The following is a 17607-nucleotide window of genomic DNA, read 5'->3' as shown; positions in this document are numbered from 1 at the left end:
ATAGCTTTATATATTTAAAAGCCCGATTAAAACTTTTTCGGATGTTATAGGCAAGTTTCTAACTCTAACTTTAGTTGCTCGATATACGGCATCCACAATTGCAGGAGCGGGAGTATTAACAACAACTTCACCGACAGATTTTGCTCCAAAGGGACCTGTTTTTTCATAGGAATTTGAAAATTCAACTCTTATATTTTTACAATCAAGCCTAGAAGGGATTTTATATTGCATTAAAGTATCTGTCATAACTCTTCCTTTTTTATCATACTTTATATCTTCAAAAAGAGCAAGACCAATTCCTTGAGCAGTTCCTCCTTCCACTTGAACACGAACCAAATTTGGGTTAATTGGAGTTCCACAATCAACAACAGATAAATAATCGGTAACTTCAACTTCTCCCGTTAGAGTGTCAACCTCAACTTCAGCAAATCCAGCAATAAAAGGTGGTGGTGAACTTTTTCCACCCCAAGTTCCTGTTGTAGTTATTTGATTCATTCCTTCAAAAGAGATGGAACGCTGTGCAAATTCTTGTAAAGATATGATTTTATCAGCTATTTTTAATTCAGTACCAAAGTAGTCGATATCATCAATTTCGACGTTGAACATTTTAGAGGCACCTTTTAAAATTTCCTCTCTCATGTTGTTTGCAGCAATAACCACAGCATTTCCTGTGACATAGGTACCGCTAGAAGCATAAGCACCGGGGTCATATGGAGATAGATCGGTATCCGCTGAATAAATAGAAATTCTATCCATAGGAACTTCTAAAACTTCAGCAGCCATTTGAACAAGAACAGTATCACAACCCTGTCCCATATCAGTGACACCTACTATTAAATTAAAGTCACCTCTGTCTCCAAGTTTTATTGTTGCAGCAGCAGTATCGATACCTGCTATTCCTGATCCTTGCATTGTAACAGCCATTCCAGCGGCTCTAATTTTATTGGGAGTTACTTCTCTAGGAATTGATCTTTCAGCCCAGTTAAATTTTTCCTTACCAATTTCAATACATTTTTTTATATTTCCGCTTGTAATATAGTTATTATCATTTGGTTCAACGAGATTTTTCATTCTAATTTCAGTAGGATCAAGATTTAAATGATGAGCCAGTTCATTAATAATAGATTCCACAGCGAAGGTTCCTTGTGTAGCTCCGTATCCTCTAAAAGCACCGGCGTTCATTGTATTAGAATAAACAATATTAGCATTAAATCTCATAGGAACAGTGTCATAAAGAGGAAATGTTTTATATGAGACAAGAGAAGTAACAGTTGGAGCATGTTCGCCATAAGCACCAGCATTTGACAATACATTTATATCAATAGCTTTAATATTTCCGTTCATATCTGAACCTATTTTAACATCTAATTTCATTGCGTGCCTTGTTGTTGTGCAAGTATGAGTTTCTTTTCTGTTATATATTATTTTAGATGGTTTCCCAGTTTTTAAAGTAACAAAAGCTGAATAAATTTCACAAATAGCTGTTTGTTTACCACCAAATCCACCGCCAATTCTAGGTTTTATAACTCTTATTTTACTACTAGGTATTTCTAATGCCCTAGCCAAATGTCTTCTAACATGGAATGGGATTTGCGTTGAACTTATTGTTGTTAGCCTACCATTGACATCAAAATAGCTGTAAGATCTATAAGTTTCCATCATAGCGTGTATCTGTGGTTGAGTATAGTATGTTCTCTCAAGAATAATGTCACTATTTGCAAAACCTTCATCAACGCCGGGTTTCTCAGCATAGGCTTTTGACGCAATGTTTCTTTCTCTTTCATATCCAATTTCAAAATTGGTGTGAACTTCTTCAGGATGAATAATAATATGAGAGTCGATAGATTTTTCAAAATCTAAAATGGGTTCTAAAATTTCATATTGAACTTTAATCAAGTTCATAGCTTTATTAGCAGTTCTTTCATCTTCAGCTGCAATTATTGCTACAGGGTCTCCAACATATCGCACATATTCATCAAGAATTCTTCTATCATATGGAGAAGGTTCAGGAAAGCTTTGTCCAGCTAGGGTAAATCTAGTTTTAGGAGTGTCGTTATGTGTAAAAATAGCTTCAACACCTGGTACTTTTAAAGCTATTGACGTATCAATAGCTTTAATTTTAGCAAAAGCGTGAGGAGACCTCAATAGTTTAATAGTCAAAACATTATTATTTAGAACCAAATCGTCAGTATAAGCTGGATTTCCTGTAACCACTCCGATACTATCAACCTTTTTCATCGACCTATTAACAACCTTCATTTTTTATTGCCTCCAGAAAATTTTTAATTGCTCTAAGTTGAGACATATATCCACTACATCTACAGAGATTTCCGTTTAAATAGTGCATGATTTCATTATCGGTAGGATTTTCTAACTCCTTCGACATTGCGATAACAGTCAATGTGAATCCTGGAGAACAAAATCCACATTGTTCAGCTCCTTCATTGGCCATAAAAGAAGCAAATTTTTTTGCTTCTGTTGGAAAATTTTCGATTGTGAAAATTTCTTTTCCTTGAGCCCTAGCTGCAAGAGTACTACAAGAAAGGATAGGAGAACCATTTAAAAGAATAGTACACAATCCGCAGGCTCCAGTATCACATCCTCTTTTAACACTCAGGTATCCCTCTTTTCTTAGAACATCAAGTAGATAGTCATTATCTCTTATGAGAAGCTCTTTTTTTCTACCATTTATAGTAGTTGTCAATAACATTAATTTAAAACCTCCTGAATTCCTTTTCTAAGTAATGCTGTTAAAAGAAGTTCTCTATAAGATTTAGACCCTCTCATATTTGAGTCTAAAGGAACTTCGGTCAAAATACATTTAATAGCGTTAGTGATTTTGTTTTCGGTATTTTCATTGCTATTAAATATATCCATAGTTTTTTTAGCTAGCATAGCTTTTCCTGGTCTTGCTCCAACAGCAATAGTTATGTTATTATCAAAATTACAAACAGCTAGATTTATTATAGAATAGTCAGTTTTACTTTTTCTTACACATTGAAAAGAGATTTTATAAATTTTTTTTGGTATTAAGATCTCGACTAAGATATCTTTTCTAACATCTGTTTCCTTTAAAAATGATTCTAATGTTAAAACTCCACTATTAAAAAGCCTAATTTTACTATCCAAAGCTAGTAAAACTGGAATTAAATCAGAAAAACCATATTTACTGAAAACTGTTGCTCCAACAGTAACATTTGTTCTAAATTGTACTCCAATAATGTCGCTTAAAGCAGTATTAAAAATTTGCCCAAAATACTTTTTAAGAAGAGAATTAGTTTCAAGAGTTCTAAAATTAGTCATAGCTCCAATTGAAATAAAATCATCTTTTTCCAAAATGTAATCTAAATTTAAATTTGATAAATCAATAGCTGTATTCCAAGAAGTATTTCCCATTCTTAAATAGGAAGTTCCACCTAGAATAATATTTTTTTTATTTTTTAAAAGTTCTGAATAAGCTTCATCAAGGGAAGAAGCTAGAAAAAATTTTGAAAAAGAAAACAAATTAAAACCTCCAATTAATCCAATTTATCATGCAACTTTTTTAGCTAAATTAACTTCTTCAATAGTTTCATTTTCTATAGGTAAGATTATATTTAAAAACACAGCAATTGTTCCAGAAACAACAATTCCAGATCCACCAAATATAAGCTTTATACTTTCAGGAAAAATAGTTAAAGCCTCGGGAACATTTCCAAGTCCATAGCCTAGACCTAGCGAAACAGCTAATATAACGGAATTTCTACCTTTCAAAGGTTCTTTAGTGATTAAATTAATACCACTTATTGAAATCATAGCAAAAACCATAACTAAACTTCCGCCAATAACACTAGCGGGAATAATCGTAAAAAGAGCACCTATTTTTGGGATAAAAGCTCCAATAACTAGAAACATGGCTCCAGTAGCAACAACGAATCTACTCATAATACCAGTCATAGCAATAATACCAGTGTTTTGACTAAAAGATGTTGTAGGTAGAACAGAGAATACTGCAGCTAATGCACTTCCAAGTCCATCAGCAAGAATTCCACCCGATAGCTCTTTATCAGTTGTTTCTCTACCGGCACCTCCCATAGTAACTCCAGACATATCTCCAACAGTTTCAACAGCAGAAACAATAAACATTAAAATCATTGCTAGAATAGCATCAAAATGAAATGTAAATCCAAACATTAAAGGCTTAGGTACAGTTATATAATCGGCTTGGATAAGTGGCTGTAAATTTACTTTTCCAAATATTAGAGCTACTATAAAACCGACAATAGTTCCAATAAAAATAGAACCAGTGCTTAAAATTCCTTTTGTAAATTGTTTAAAGAAAACAACTGTAATTAGAACAATAGTTCCAATAAGTAAATTTTCAATAGAACCAAAATCAGGAGCTCCCACACCACCAGCAAAACTTTTTATACCAACAGGTAAAAGTGAAAGACCAATAGAAAGAACAACAACACCTGTAACAATAGGCGGGAAATATTTTCTCACTCTTTTTATAATAAGACCTAAAAGCCCTTCGAATATACCTCCAATTAAAGCGGCACCCAATACTCCCTCGAAACCATATCTTGTTCCAATAGAAATAGCAACAGGAACAAAAGCAAAACTAGTTCCAACAACAATCGGTAATTTAGCTCCTATGGGACCAAGAGTGTATGCTTGAATTAAAGTATTTAAGCCCGCAATGAACATGGAAGCTTGAATAAGAAGTGTTTTTTGTTCAGATGATATTCCAAGAACTCCAGCGACAATTATAATAGGTGTGATATTACTTACAAACATTGCTAAGATATGTTGTAAACCTAAAGGTAAAGCTGTTTTTAGTTCTGGAACTCCGTCTAAGTGATAAGGTGATCTGTTTTTTTTCATTGATAATAATCCTCCTAAAATTCTTTTTTTGAATTTTACTCAAATATATGGTAGGGATTAAACTAATTGTAGAAAATAAAAAAAGATTATCCTTTTTCATCTTCATACAAGTGAAAAATAGATAATCTAAAAAATTAGACTAAAAAATCTATTTATTTCACCCATAGTGGCTAATTTAAGGTTAGCCGTAGAAACTTCCGACCGTATTACGGATATATATGAGTAATTCTTTAATCTTCCTTGAAACACTATGCAAGGATAAAGTATATCACATTTAAACTATTCTTAGAGTAAACTTATAATATAAGTTGACATTCAGTGAATTTAAGAATGTTTGCTTAGGAAGAATCATACCATAATTCATTTAACATTTCAATAGTTTTTTAGTAAGGAAGCAAGAGAAAAACAATGATTATTCTAGACTAAATTAATGTATTACAAAATATTTTATATAAAAAGTTTGACAAACAAATAATTTTGATATAGACTATAGGGGTAAATGCTGTTATTTACGCCAACCAAAAAATTAGTTAAAAATTGAAGACCGTTCCCAAGGTCTTCTTTTTTATTATTTTTTGTTTACTTTGACAATTACATATTTTAAGAATATACTGAATATAACAAAATTAATATAAGGGGGTTTTTATGGAATATATACAGGTAAGTGACAAATTAAAAATGTCAAAAATTGCATTGGGATTTTGGCGTTTAAAGAGTTGGAAAATGTCAAAAGAGGAGCTATTAAAATATTTAGAAGAAGCAATTGATTTAGGTGTAACAACGTTTGATCATGCAGATATTTATGGACATTATACTTGTGAAAAGAAATTTGGAGAGGCATTAGCTTTAAAACCAGAATTGAGAAAAAAAATGCAGTTAGTAAGTAAAGTAGGGATAAAATTAGTATCAGAAAATATGCCTGAAAATACATATCATTGTTATGATACAAGTTATGAGCACATAGTAAAAAGTGTAGAAAAATCTTTAGAGAATTTTAATACTGAATATCTAGATTTGGTATTAATTCATAGACCTGATATGTATATGAACGCTGATGAAACAGCAAAAGCTTTAACAGATTTAAGAAAAGCAGGAAAAGTTTTAGAGTGGGGAGTCTCCAATTTCCTACCATCAGATTATAATCTTTTACAGAGTAGGTTAGATTTTAAATTAGTGACTAATCAAATAGAGTTATCACCGCTAAAAACTCAGCATTTTTTTGATGGAACAATAAATTTAATGCAAGAAAAGAGAATGCCAATAATGGTTTGGTCTCCTTTAGCAGGAGGCGAAATTTTTATTTCTGCAGCTGAAAATGCAGTAGAATTAAGAAAAGTTTTAGAAAGATTAGCTGAAAAATATAGCTGTAAATCTGATACAATAGTTTATGCTTGGCATCTATCTCATCCAGCAAATTTAATGCCAATTTGTGGAAGTGGAAAAATAGAAAGATTAGAGGATGCAGTGAAAGCATGTGATGTTAAGTTAACAAGAGAAGAATGGTTTGAAATACTAGTAAATGGAATGGGGTACGATATTCCATAAAAATTATAAAAAATCCTTACTATACTATAATAAAAAAAGTATGGTAAGGATTTTTTATTTAAAATATATTTTTAGTTGTTTCTCTTAAAATTAATGTGAAAGGAACTGTTATTTTTAAAGGGATTGTTCTATTGCTTTCAATTTTATTTTTTAGAATTCTAACAGCTTCTTTTCCCATTAAGTCTGAGTGTATTTTAATTGTTGAAAGGGCTGGGTATGTGAAACTTGATGCTGGAATATCATTTATACTTATAATGGCAATTTTATCTGGAATTTCGATTTTATTTTCATTTAAAGCTTTTAAAACACCGATAGCAATAGAATCATTAGCGATAAAAATAGCATCTGGTAAATTATTATTTTCAATCATAATTTTAGCAAGATTATAGCCGGAACTACTTGTGAAATCCCCAACATAAAAATTGTCTTCATCAACTACTTTTTTGAGAAGAGAGTATTTTATAAAGGCTTCTTCTCTTTCATCTAAAATATTTTCAAAATCACGACCACCAATATATCCAATTTTTTTATAGTTGCACTTTATAAAAAAATCCACAATACACTCTGAAATATCTTTTAAATCTGCTGTTATACAGTCAAATTCTTTATTGTTACATGAATCTATAAAAATTATGTTGGTAGATATTTTTTGAATTTTTTTTATTTGAGTGCCAGAAAATTGTCCAATACATAAAACACCACTATATTTTTTTTCAGCAGAATCAGTATTACCATTATAGAGTTTCTCAAGAGTTATTTCTAAATTTTTACACTCCTCTTCTATAGCAAACCTAATCGATAAATAATATGGATCATTAAACTCCAGTTCTTCGCTGTAATTAAAAAGAGCTAAAAAATGTATTTGTTCTTGTAAGTGTGCTTTTGAAGATATTTTATATCCAATTTTTTCAGCTACTTCCAAAACCTTTCTTTTTGTTTCATCTTTAACAGACAATGTGGAATCATTATTTAAAATTCTTGAAACAGTGGCAGAAGATAGCCCAGTTAAAGTTGAAATTTCTTTTAAAGTTGCCATATGGCCTCCCATTTATAAATATATTCTTGATTATATAGTATCATATTTTTTCATTGTTGCAATAATTAAAAGTTTAATTAGTAAAAAATTTACTAAAATTTTTACTAAAAAATTGACAAAGAATACTAAAAGTTGTATACTCGACTCATGTAATAAAAAAAAATTAAAAGAACTTAATTGGGAGGTTATATATAAAATATGAACAATTTGGAAAATATAAAAAAACTAATGAAAATAGGATGAGAGAGAGAGCATACTTTTTTAGTTATAAAAATAAAGAGATAGCTAGGACATATGAGAGGGATAGAAGTATAAATTTTATGGCTTTAAATGGACAGTGGAATTTTAAATATTTTGAAAATCCATTTTTAGTACCAGAAGAGTTTTATAGTAAAGAGATTGAAAGTTTTGGAAAAATAAATGTTCCAAATATGTGGCAATTTGAAGGACATGGAAAGCTCCAATATACAGATGAAGGATTTCCTTTTCCAATAGATATACCATTTGTTCCAACAGATAATCCAACAGGAGCTTATCAAAGAATTTTTGTTTTAAATGAAAATTGGAAAGACAAGCAAGTTATAATAAAGTTTGATGGAGTAGAAACATATTTTGAGGTTTATATAAACGGAAAATATGTTGGATTTAGTAAAGGTAGTAGATTGGCATCTGAGTTTGATGTATCACAATATGTTAAAAGTGGAAAAAATCTATTATCAGTAAAAGTTTTGCAATGGGCAGATTCAACATACGTAGAGGACCAAGATATGTGGTGGACCGCTGGTATTTTTAGAGACGTTTATCTAATTGGGAAAACAAAAATTCATATTCAAGATTACTTTATAAAAACAATTTTTGATGAAAATTATACTGATGCAACATTGAAAGTGGATATAGAATTAGAAAATTTAGATGAAATTATAAAAAAAGATTATAAATTAAAATGGTCTTTATTTGATAAGAACGAATTAATCTTTTCGGAAATAATTAAGAGTTTAGAAATTGATAAAATAAAAAAATTAACATTGGAAAAGATAATAAAAAATCCAAAACAGTGGACTGCAGAGACACCCGATTTATATGATTTAATATTAGAATTAATAGATGAAAAAGATGATGTTTTAGAAGTAGTACCACAAAGAGTGGGATTTAGAGAGATAAAAATAAAAAATGGATTGTTTTATATAAATGGAAAATATTTAATGCTACACGGAGTTAATAGACATGACAATGATCATATAAGTGGAAGAGCTATAAATATAGATAGAGCTGAAAAAGATATTATTTTAATGAAGCAACATAACATAAATTCAGTAAGAACAGCACATTACCCTAATGACCCAAGGTTTTATGAGTTGTGTGATATCTATGGATTGTTTGTTATGGCTGAAACAGATCTTGAGTCGCATGGCTTTGCTAATGTTGGGAATCTAAGTATGATAACTGATGATATTGAGTGGAGAGATGTATATGTTGAAAGAATAGAGAGGCATATAGCTGCCCAAAAAAATCATCCAAGTATAATAATGTGGTCTTTAGGAAATGAATCAGGATACGGAGTTAATATTCGTGAAATGTGTAGAAGAGCAAAGGAACTTGATAATACCAGATTAGTGCATTATGAAGAGGATAGAGATGGGGAAGTTGTAGACGTTATAAGTACAATGTATTCCAGAGTTCAAATGATGAATTACTTTGGAGAATATCCAATGGATAAGCCAAGAATCATATGTGAGTATGCTCATGCTATGGGTAATGGACCAGGAGGACTGACAGAATATCAGAATGTGTTTTATAAACACGATCATATACAAGGACATTATATTTGGGAATGGTGTGATCATGGAATTTTAGAGTTTGTTGAAAATGGGAAAGAGATTTATAAATATGGAGGAGATTATGGTGATTATCCAAATAACTACAACTTTTGTATGGATGGGTTAATATTCTCTGACCAGACTCCAGGACCAGGATTAAAAGAGTACAAGCAAGTCATATGTCCTGTAAAAATTAAAGGTACGAAGAATAAGAATGAATTTGAAATTCAAAACAAATATTGGTATATAAATTTAGATGATATAACTATTCATTACGAAATAGTAGCTGAAGGTGATATTTTATCTCAAGGAAATATAAAAAAATTAGATATAAATCCAGATGAGATATTTAAAATACAATTGGACGAAAAGATTGTAGATGATAGAGAAATTTATATAAACTTTAAAATAAAAAAAGATTCAAAAACATTATATAGCTCAGAAAATTATGAACTAGGAATATATCAGTTTAAATTACAAGACAGAAAAATAATCGAAGAGAGATATGAATCGAGTAATAGTACTTCCTTAACTATAAAAGATAGTAAATTAGATTTAACAATCGAAGGTTTTAATTTTGAAATAAGATTCTCAAAATTAAATGGGAAATTAGAAAGTTGGATATGTAGTGGTGAAGAGATTACAGAAAAATCACCTAAATTAAATTTCTTTAAGCCTATGATAGATAACCACAAACAAGAACACAACGATTTATGGATTCCTAATCATTTGCAGATTTTACAGGAGCAATTTAGAAATTTAGATATAAAAGAATATGAAGATAAAGTTATTATAACAGTTAAATCTTTAGTTGCCCCACCAGTATTTAATTTTGGAATCAGATGTAACTATACTTATGAAATAAATAAAAACGGATATATAACATTCAAATTATCAGGGGAGAAATATGGAGAATATAATGATATTATTCCAAAAATAGGAATAGAGATGGGAATTAATAAAAAATACCAAAATGTAGAATACTATGGCAGAGGACCGGGAGAGAACTATCAAGACAGTAAAGTTTCTAATATAATTGGAATTTATAAAAGTACTGTTGATAAGTTATTTACAAATTATCCATTTCCACAAGATAATGGAAATAGACAAGATATAAAATGGGTATCTTTAACAAATCACTTTGGAGAGGGAATATTTGTAAAAGCTAAAGACGTTCTCAATTTCAGTGCTTGGAATTTTACACAAGAAAATATATACAGAGCTCAACATATAAATGAATTAGAAAAAGCTAGTTATATAACTTTAAATTTAGACTATAAAGTTCTTGGATTAGGTTCTAATTCATGGGGGTCGGAAATTTTAGATACGTATAGAGTTTATATGGATAATTTTGAATATGAGTTCTCAATTTTGCCTTACAGTTCTGGAAGTATAAAAAGTAAAGAGTTATCTAAATATAGTTATTAAGGAGGAGTGGATGTTAATTTTAAATAGTTTTGATGAATTTAAAGATATATTTAGAAGTGGAAAGAAATGGATTAGATGTAAAGAGGCTATCGAAAATATATCAAATATAAAAGAAAATAGATATCACAGTATTGGAGATTCCTTAGTTTATATGTTTAAAACAAAAGATCATGAAGATGAATTAGATTTACAGGGGCATAGAAGATATATGGATATTCATTATTATATAGAAGGAAATGAAATATTGGAAATTTCTAAAAAAAATAAATTAGATGTAAGAAAAGACTACTCTGATGAAACCGATACAGAATATTTTTGTGGTAATGGGGAGACAGTAAACCTAGTAGCCGGAAATTTAGTAATAATTGAAAATGATGAAGCTTTTAGATTTAAAGGAGCGGAAAATTTAAGAAAAGTAGTTTTAAAAGTAACGGTTGAAGATAATTATTTGTTAAATAAATAGTATGATGGAGGGGTATATGTCAACAAGAGAAAAAATAGGAAAATTTTCATTGTTATCGATGACAATAGCAGCTGTATTTAATTTTAGAAATGTAATAAATAATAATATAGAGATTGGAATGGCTTCGACCCTTGGATTTTTATTTGCAACATTGTTTTATTTTATACCATTTGTTTTTATTATATCAGAATTTGTCAGTTTAAATAAAGAATCTGAATCAGGAGTTTATCAATGGGTAAAATCATCTTTAGGTCCAAAATGGGCATTTTTAAGTGCATACGCATATTGGTTTGTAAATTTATTTTATTTTACGTCGTTACTTCCAAGCATTTTAATTTATACTTCGTATGCATTTTGGGGATATGAATACACGTTTACACCAATGACAATATCAGTGTTATCAATACTGATATTTACCGTATCAACGTGGGTTTCTACTAGAGGTGCGGAATGGATTGGGAAGATTACTAGCTTTGGAAGTTCATTGATGTTATTTATGTCATTTGCTTTTATTATCCTTTGTGGAGGAGCACTACTGGGTGGGGTTCAACCTGCGACCCCGATAACAATTCAAGCTATGACACCAACATTTAATTGGAAGTTTTTGGGAACTATGGCATGGATATTCTTTGCAGCAGGTGGTTCTGAGGCTGTTGGAGTATATATAAATGACTTAAAAGGTGGATCAAAGGCTTTTGTTAAAATGATAGTTGTGGCAGGAATAATGATTGGTGGTTTATATTCGGTGGGGTCATTACTAGTAAATGTATTTGTTGCACAAGAGCAATTGTCTTACGCATCAGGGATTTTTCAAGTATTTGTAGGACTTGGAAACCATTTTGGAATAAACCAAAAATTAATTCATCATTTTATAGGAGTTGTAATGTTAGCGAGTGCTTTGGGTGCCTTGTTAGTTTGGACATCAGCTCCAGTGAAAGTTTTCTTTTCAGAGATTCCAAAGGATATGTTTGGAGAAAAGACAGTGGCTTTAAATAGATATGGGATTCCAGAGAAGGCTACATGGATTCAATTCCTGATTGTAATCCCACTACTTTTGATACCAGCATTAGGTTCTGGAGATATAAATGAATTATTGGGAATTATCATAAATATGACAGCAGCTACATCACTTTTACCACCACTATTTATAATGGTTGCATATTTTAATTTAAGACTCAATAAGGATTACTTGGAAAGAGATTTTAAAATGGGATCTAGAAAATTTGGACTGATAGTGACAACATTTTTGTTATGTATATTTTCAGTAGCGTTTATTGCGGCTATTTTTCCAGAGGGACAAAGCTTTATATTGACATTAGTGTATAATGTGGGAGGAGTTGTAATTTTCATGGGATGGGCTCTATGGAAATATAACAGTTATGAAAGAAAAATATTGGAAATTGAGAATAATAAATCTAATGAATTAGCATAAAAATTTGGATAGTACGAATAACTTTAATATTCGTACTGTCAATTTTGTAGAGGGAGAAAACATGAAAAAAATTTTAGTTTTAGGGGGAGTTAGTTTCTTACTTTTTGGTTGTATAACAAAAGAGAGAGAGATCAACAAAAGTATTGGTAGAGAAAATTATAAGAATATACTTAATGTTCAAGGAGAACCAAAAGAGTTTACATATTTTGCTCCTAGAAAAGAGACAGATAAGTCAGGAACAAATTACATAAATAGTTTTGTAGATTTGGGAGCTTGGCACGGCTATTATCAGCCAGAATATGGGAAATATTTTATGTATGGAGGATTCGCAGGTCCATTTTATTTAGCAGAAGAATATGCAGTGAATCTATCAGATAGTTTTAATAAAATTGAAATTATCAATAAAATAACAAATGAAAAATATGATTTATCAAAAAGTAAAGTAAAATTTGACTACGTACCGGGAAAATTGATTCAAAATTATAGTTTGAAAGATATAGATTTAACACTAGAGCTTATTTTTGTGACAAACAGAACAGCTCTTATAAAGACAATTATAAGGAATAAAACAGATGAGAGTTTAGATATAAATTTAAGTTGGTCTGGTAAATTATACGACAGATTAGGAAAATGGAATGAAAAGAAAAAAGAATATGACTACATAACTCTTAATAATTCTTTAAAGAAAACTGAAAATGGGGTTGTAGTTGATTTTAAAGAAAGGAGATTAGTTTGGGATTATTTAATAAGTAGTGACACGCAGTTTGAAGTAAAACATTCGTTACCTGTAAAAACAAAAATTAAAAATAATTCATATAGCTCTGAACTTGAAAAAACTCTAATTATTCCATCTAAAGACGAGTTAGTTATCTATACTACGGAATCATATACATTTACAAAAGGTGAAGTTGAAGAGGAGAAAAAAATAATAGTAGATATATTAAAAAATGGTGATAAATATTTTGTTGAAAATAATAAAAGATGGCAAAAATATATAGATAAAACTGTAAAAAAAGATAGTTTAAATTCTAAATACGATATAGCTGCAGTCAAATCTATCAACACTTTGATTACAAATTGGAGAAGTCCTGCAGGAGCTATAAAACATGATGGGATAACACCATCTGTAAGTTACAAGTGGTTTAATGGATTTTGGGCATGGGACTCTTGGAAGCAAGCTGTAGCTACAGTTAATTTTGATGAAGAATTGGCTAAAAATAATATAAGAGCTCTTTTTGACTATCAAATAACAAAAGATGATGAAATAAGGTCTCAAGATGAAGGTGTGATTATAGATGCTATTTTTTATAATAAAGATGAAGACAGAAATGGTGATGGTGGGAATTGGAATGAAAGGAACTCTAAACCACCCTTAGCAGCATGGGCTGTTTGGGAAGTTTATAAAGTAAGTGGAGATAAGGAGTTTTTAAAAGAGATGTATCCAAAATTAAAAAGATATCACAAATGGTGGTACACAAATAGGGATTTTAACAGAAATGGTATCGCTGAATATGGGGGAATGATACATAGATTAAATAATACTCCTGAAGAGATAATATTGGCAGCAGCATGGGAAAGCGGGATGGATAATGCTGTTAGATTTGATGTGGAAGGGTATGGAGAAGATGATATAGGTGTTAAAGTTTTAGAAAATAAAGATTCAAAAGATAATTTAATAGGGTACTCTATAAACTAAGAATCAGTGGATTTAAATTCATTTTTATACGCTGAAAAACTGTATCTAAGTAGTATGGCAGAAGTATTAGGATTATTCAGTGAAAAGAAAGAATATTTAGCATCTGCAAAAAAAGTTAAAGAATATGTAAATGAAAATATGTTTGATAAAAAAACAGGATATTATTATGATTTACAGATAGATGAGGTTGGAAATAGAAAACTTCTTGTCAATAGAGGAAAGGGAACAGAGGGATATATGCCATTGTGGGCAAACTTAGCTACAAAAAAAGAAGCTAAAAGAGTAGTAGAAAACATAATGGACAAAAATGTGATGAATACATATTTACCATTTCCAACATCAGCAAAAGATAATCCAAAATATAATCCGGTCAAATACTGGAGAGGACCAGTGTGGTTGGATCAAGCATATTTTGGAATAGTAGCTTTAAATAACTATGGATATAAAAATGAGGCTCAAGAGTTAAGTAAAAAACTTTTTGAAAATTCAGAAGGACTATTGACTAATGGGACGATAAGAGAAAATTACAACCCAGAAACTGGAGAGGGGTTACACTGTTCTAACTTCAGTTGGTCAGCATCAGTTTACTATTTGATTTATAGGGATTTTTTGAGAGAGAAATAAATAAAAGCCCCACTTTAAAGTGGGGCTGAATTTCTTTAGATTGTCGGAAGAGTATAGGAATCGAAACTATCAGCGATTTAACTCGCCAAGACAGTTTTGAAGACTGCTGAGTACACCAGTAGCACATCCGCTTCCAACTTTATAGCTATTATATCATAAATTTTTAAAAATTAAAAGTAGAAAAATTCTTTTTAAAACCATTTTTTTCACAAATGTAGAAATTATATACATTTTTATCTATGTTATTTTTAATTAGAAGTTTTAATATTTTATGTGCGTCTACAATGTTTGCTTTTATGGAGAGACCACAACTAGCTTTTAATTCTCCGGGTAATGGTATGATACGAACATCTATTGCATTATCAATCAGAAATTTTTCTATTTTCATAACCAAATGGGTTGAATCTATTGTTATAACCAAAAATTTTTCCGAATTCATTAGGGTCTAATCACCTTAGTTGCTTTCATCTGTTTATCTATAATATTATACATATTTGTGATACTTCCAACAGATATAGTGTTTTCTAAATGATAAAAGTTTAGACAAGCACCGCAAGATAGAATTTCAACGCCTCTTTCTTCAAGGAGTTTTAAATCTTTTATAGTTGTTTCATTGGAAGCTGTTAAGAAAACTCCTCTATTGTAGAAAAGTATAGCTTGCGGAAGAACTTCCATCTCTGTAAGGGTATATATAAAACCTTTCATTAAAGTTTCTCCAAGAGAAGTCTCACCATCACCCATTTTATCAGAAGCGATAATTATAACAGTATTATTTTCAATATTTGAAGTATTGTTATATGGAAAAGTTTCAGAAGGTGTTTTATTTATTAGAATGAAAAATACTCCATTTTCTTCTCTAGTACTGAAAGAAAATCCCATCTCTTTAGAAAACTTCTCAATATTTTCTTTAGAAATTTTATTATCTATAGTAACTTCAATAGAACCTTCTGTTATCTCTTTTAAAGCATTTTTGGTCATAATAACTGGTATGGGACAAGTTTGTCCGATAGCATTGACTTTTATCATTATTTCACACTCCTTAAAAAATTATATTTTTTCAATTATACAATATTTACACAAAAAATTATACCTAAAAATTAAGAGGTTAAAGAGTATAAATAAATTGATTTTTTTTAGTAAAGGTGCTATTATAAAAAATGTTTTGAATATATTACACCATGAGGAGTTGAGAATGAAAAAGAAGTATCTATCTGTGTCATCACTAGTAATGATGATATTTTTGGGAGTATTTGGGTTTGGAAATATTGCCAATAACTTTAAAGAAGTAGGAATGTCATCCGCCACTATGTTGGTAATAGGTATATTGTTTTACTTTTTACCACTTTGTTTGATAATGGCAGAGTTTGGAGCCTATGCTCAGGATAGAACAAGCGGAATATATTCGTGGATAGAGATAGGATTAGGAAAAAAAATGGCTTATTTTGCAATTTGGTCATATTTTATAGCAAATATATTTTATTTACCGACATTAGCAACAAGAATACCAACATATTTTAGTTTTGGCTTATTTGGAGATGCGGATATATCAAATATACAAACAGCCACTTTATCTTTACTAGCATTAGTCATTTCATTGATTATTGGCGTTAAATATCAAAAAGCGATAGGAGCTTTCTCAAAGCCAATAGGTTATATTTCGTTATTTACAGTTTTAATATTTTTAGTAGCTGGAATCTATCTTCACTTGACAGGACAAAGTGCTACAAATTTAACAACTGAAATGTTTGTAATAAAGACTACATCCAAGTCTGATTTAGCTAGAGCTCTTGGAACATTTTCGTGGATATTATTTGCGTTTGGAGGTGGAGAAGTAGTTGGTCCATATGTGAATCAAGTAGAAAATCCAGAAAAAAATTTTGTTAAAGGACTGTTTGTCGCTTCAATGCTGATAGGGATACTCTATGTTTTAGGAATTATTTCAGTTTCGGCTTTTGGAACGCAGGAGGATTTTTCAAAGATATCTTTAATAAATGCGGTTTTAGCGGGGTTTAAATTTATGGGAGATAAGTTAGGACTTGGAATTTGGTTTGTCAAGTTAATGGGAATAGCTTATTCATTAATAACATTAGTTGCTCTTATTCTTTGGGGGAGCTCTTTAGCTGCTGGAGTATTCAGTGAAGCTCCTAAAGGAACATTTCCAGATTGGTTAACAAAAAAAACTGATAAAAATGAAATTTTGAGAAATGCTTTAATATTTCAAACAATATTAGCATTTTTATTTATTGCACTTACAACTTTTGGTGGAGAAGCGGCAGAAGAGCTATATTATAGGGTATACGATATGACAACAATGGCTTTGATTGTACCATATTTCTGTTTGGGAGTCAGTTATGTATTTTTTAGAAGAAGAGGATATGTATCGCCATTTCAAATATCAAAAGGGAATTTGATACCTATTTTGGCTGGAATTTCAGTCTCGACTATGACACTTATAGCTTTTATTTTTGCAGGATATGATTTTACAATACCGATTATAAAACAATTGGATAAAATTAAATTGTATTATGGTGGATTACTAATATTTATGTTAATAGGTGTAGTAATTAAATTTTTAAGTGAGATAAATCATAAAAATAAGAAAAAATAGATTAAATAAAAATGGAAGAACAAAAGCTCTTCCATTTTTATTATTATTTTGTTTTATTAAATTCAGTTTCAGCAACAACTTTTAATCTTATT

The 17607-nt window shown here is 30.2% G+C and carries 12 protein-coding genes, 1 tRNA gene, 1 pseudogene and 1 riboswitch; of the genes and pseudogenes, 6 read left to right on the top strand and 8 right to left on the bottom strand.

Translation table 11 applies throughout. The features are described 5' to 3' along the window. Positions 1–6: 6 nt before the first annotated feature. The 4 genes from ACWI69_RS08380 to ACWI69_RS08365 are packed head-to-tail and all read right to left on the bottom strand — an operon-like array spanning position 7 to position 4866. Positions 7–2259, bottom strand: coding sequence for a xanthine dehydrogenase family protein molybdopterin-binding subunit (locus tag ACWI69_RS08380; protein ID WP_448821389.1), 2253 nt, complete (start codon positions 2257–2259; stop codon positions 7–9). Continuing rightward, positions 2246–2710, bottom strand: coding sequence for a (2Fe-2S)-binding protein (locus ACWI69_RS08375; RefSeq protein WP_448821388.1), 465 nt, complete (start codon positions 2708–2710; stop codon positions 2246–2248). Before ACWI69_RS08375 ends, ACWI69_RS08380 begins: the two co-directional genes overlap by 14 nt. Beyond that, the gene (locus ACWI69_RS08370; protein WP_448821387.1) at positions 2710–3504 is read right to left on the bottom strand and encodes an FAD binding domain-containing protein; all 795 of its coding nucleotides are present in this window, start codon (positions 3502–3504) and stop codon (positions 2710–2712) included. The genes ACWI69_RS08375 and ACWI69_RS08370 overlap by 1 nt, the downstream gene beginning before the upstream one ends. A 27-nt stretch (positions 3505–3531) precedes the next feature. Next, a complete protein-coding gene (locus ACWI69_RS08365; RefSeq protein ID WP_448821386.1) occupies positions 3532–4866 on the bottom strand; it encodes a uracil-xanthine permease family protein in 1335 nt (444 codons plus the stop codon). Between the two features lie 144 nt (positions 4867–5010). Then, a riboswitch (purine riboswitch) is annotated at positions 5011–5108 on the bottom strand. Positions 5109–5511: 403 nt separating this feature from the next. Between ACWI69_RS08365 and ACWI69_RS08360 the strand changes: the two genes are divergently transcribed. Continuing rightward, the gene (locus ACWI69_RS08360) at positions 5512–6411 is read left to right on the top strand and encodes an aldo/keto reductase (RefSeq protein ID WP_448821385.1); all 900 of its coding nucleotides are present in this window, start codon (positions 5512–5514) and stop codon (positions 6409–6411) included. Between the two features lie 58 nt (positions 6412–6469). Here ACWI69_RS08360 and ebgR read toward each other — a convergent pair whose 3' ends face one another. Beyond that, positions 6470–7447: a transcriptional regulator EbgR gene (gene ebgR, locus ACWI69_RS08355; protein ID WP_448821384.1), complete on the bottom strand. Its 978-nt coding sequence runs from the start codon at positions 7445–7447 to the stop codon at positions 6470–6472. Positions 7448–7623: 176 nt separating this feature from the next. Here ebgR and ebgA point away from each other — a divergent pair, with 176 nt between their 5' ends. From ebgA to ACWI69_RS08335, 4 genes and pseudogenes are all read left to right on the top strand, one after another. After that, the gene (ebgA, locus tag ACWI69_RS08350; RefSeq protein ID WP_448821402.1) at positions 7624–10692 is read left to right on the top strand and encodes a beta-galactosidase subunit alpha; all 3069 of its coding nucleotides are present in this window, start codon (positions 7624–7626) and stop codon (positions 10690–10692) included. A gap of 10 nt (positions 10693–10702) precedes the next feature. After that, entirely contained in the window at positions 10703–11155 is a 453-nt protein-coding gene (locus tag ACWI69_RS08345) for a beta-galactosidase subunit beta (protein WP_448821383.1), read from the top strand. Between the two features lie 16 nt (positions 11156–11171). After that, positions 11172–12587 (top strand): amino acid permease, encoded by a 1416-nt coding sequence (locus ACWI69_RS08340; protein WP_448821382.1) that lies wholly within the window; start codon positions 11172–11174, stop codon positions 12585–12587. Between the two features lie 61 nt (positions 12588–12648). Further along, a pseudogene (locus ACWI69_RS08335) lies at positions 12649–14907 on the top strand (MGH1-like glycoside hydrolase domain-containing protein). A 44-nt stretch (positions 14908–14951) separates the two neighbouring features. Here the strand turns inward: ACWI69_RS08335 and ACWI69_RS08330 are convergent. The 3 genes from ACWI69_RS08330 to yedF all read right to left on the bottom strand — a co-directional run bounded on the left by ACWI69_RS08330 (position 14952) and on the right by yedF (position 15933). After that, positions 14952–15042, bottom strand: a tRNA-Sec gene (locus ACWI69_RS08330). A 28-nt stretch (positions 15043–15070) separates the two neighbouring features. Next, entirely contained in the window at positions 15071–15346 is a 276-nt protein-coding gene (locus ACWI69_RS08325; RefSeq protein ID WP_448821381.1) for a DUF3343 domain-containing protein, read from the bottom strand. After that, positions 15346–15933, bottom strand: a complete 588-nt coding sequence (gene yedF / locus ACWI69_RS08320) for a sulfurtransferase-like selenium metabolism protein YedF (RefSeq protein WP_448821380.1) — start codon at positions 15931–15933, stop codon at positions 15346–15348. Before yedF ends, ACWI69_RS08325 begins: the two co-directional genes overlap by 1 nt. Before the next feature lie 166 nt (positions 15934–16099). Between yedF and ACWI69_RS08315 the strand changes: the two genes are divergently transcribed. After that, entirely contained in the window at positions 16100–17515 is a 1416-nt protein-coding gene (locus ACWI69_RS08315; protein ID WP_448821379.1) for an amino acid permease, read from the top strand. Positions 17516–17607: the final 92 nt, after the last annotated feature.

It is taken from the genome of Cetobacterium sp. (genome assembly GCF_977044495.1).
The sequence above is the reverse complement of the archived record's forward strand: the minus strand, read 5'-3'. Positions and strand labels throughout refer to the sequence as shown.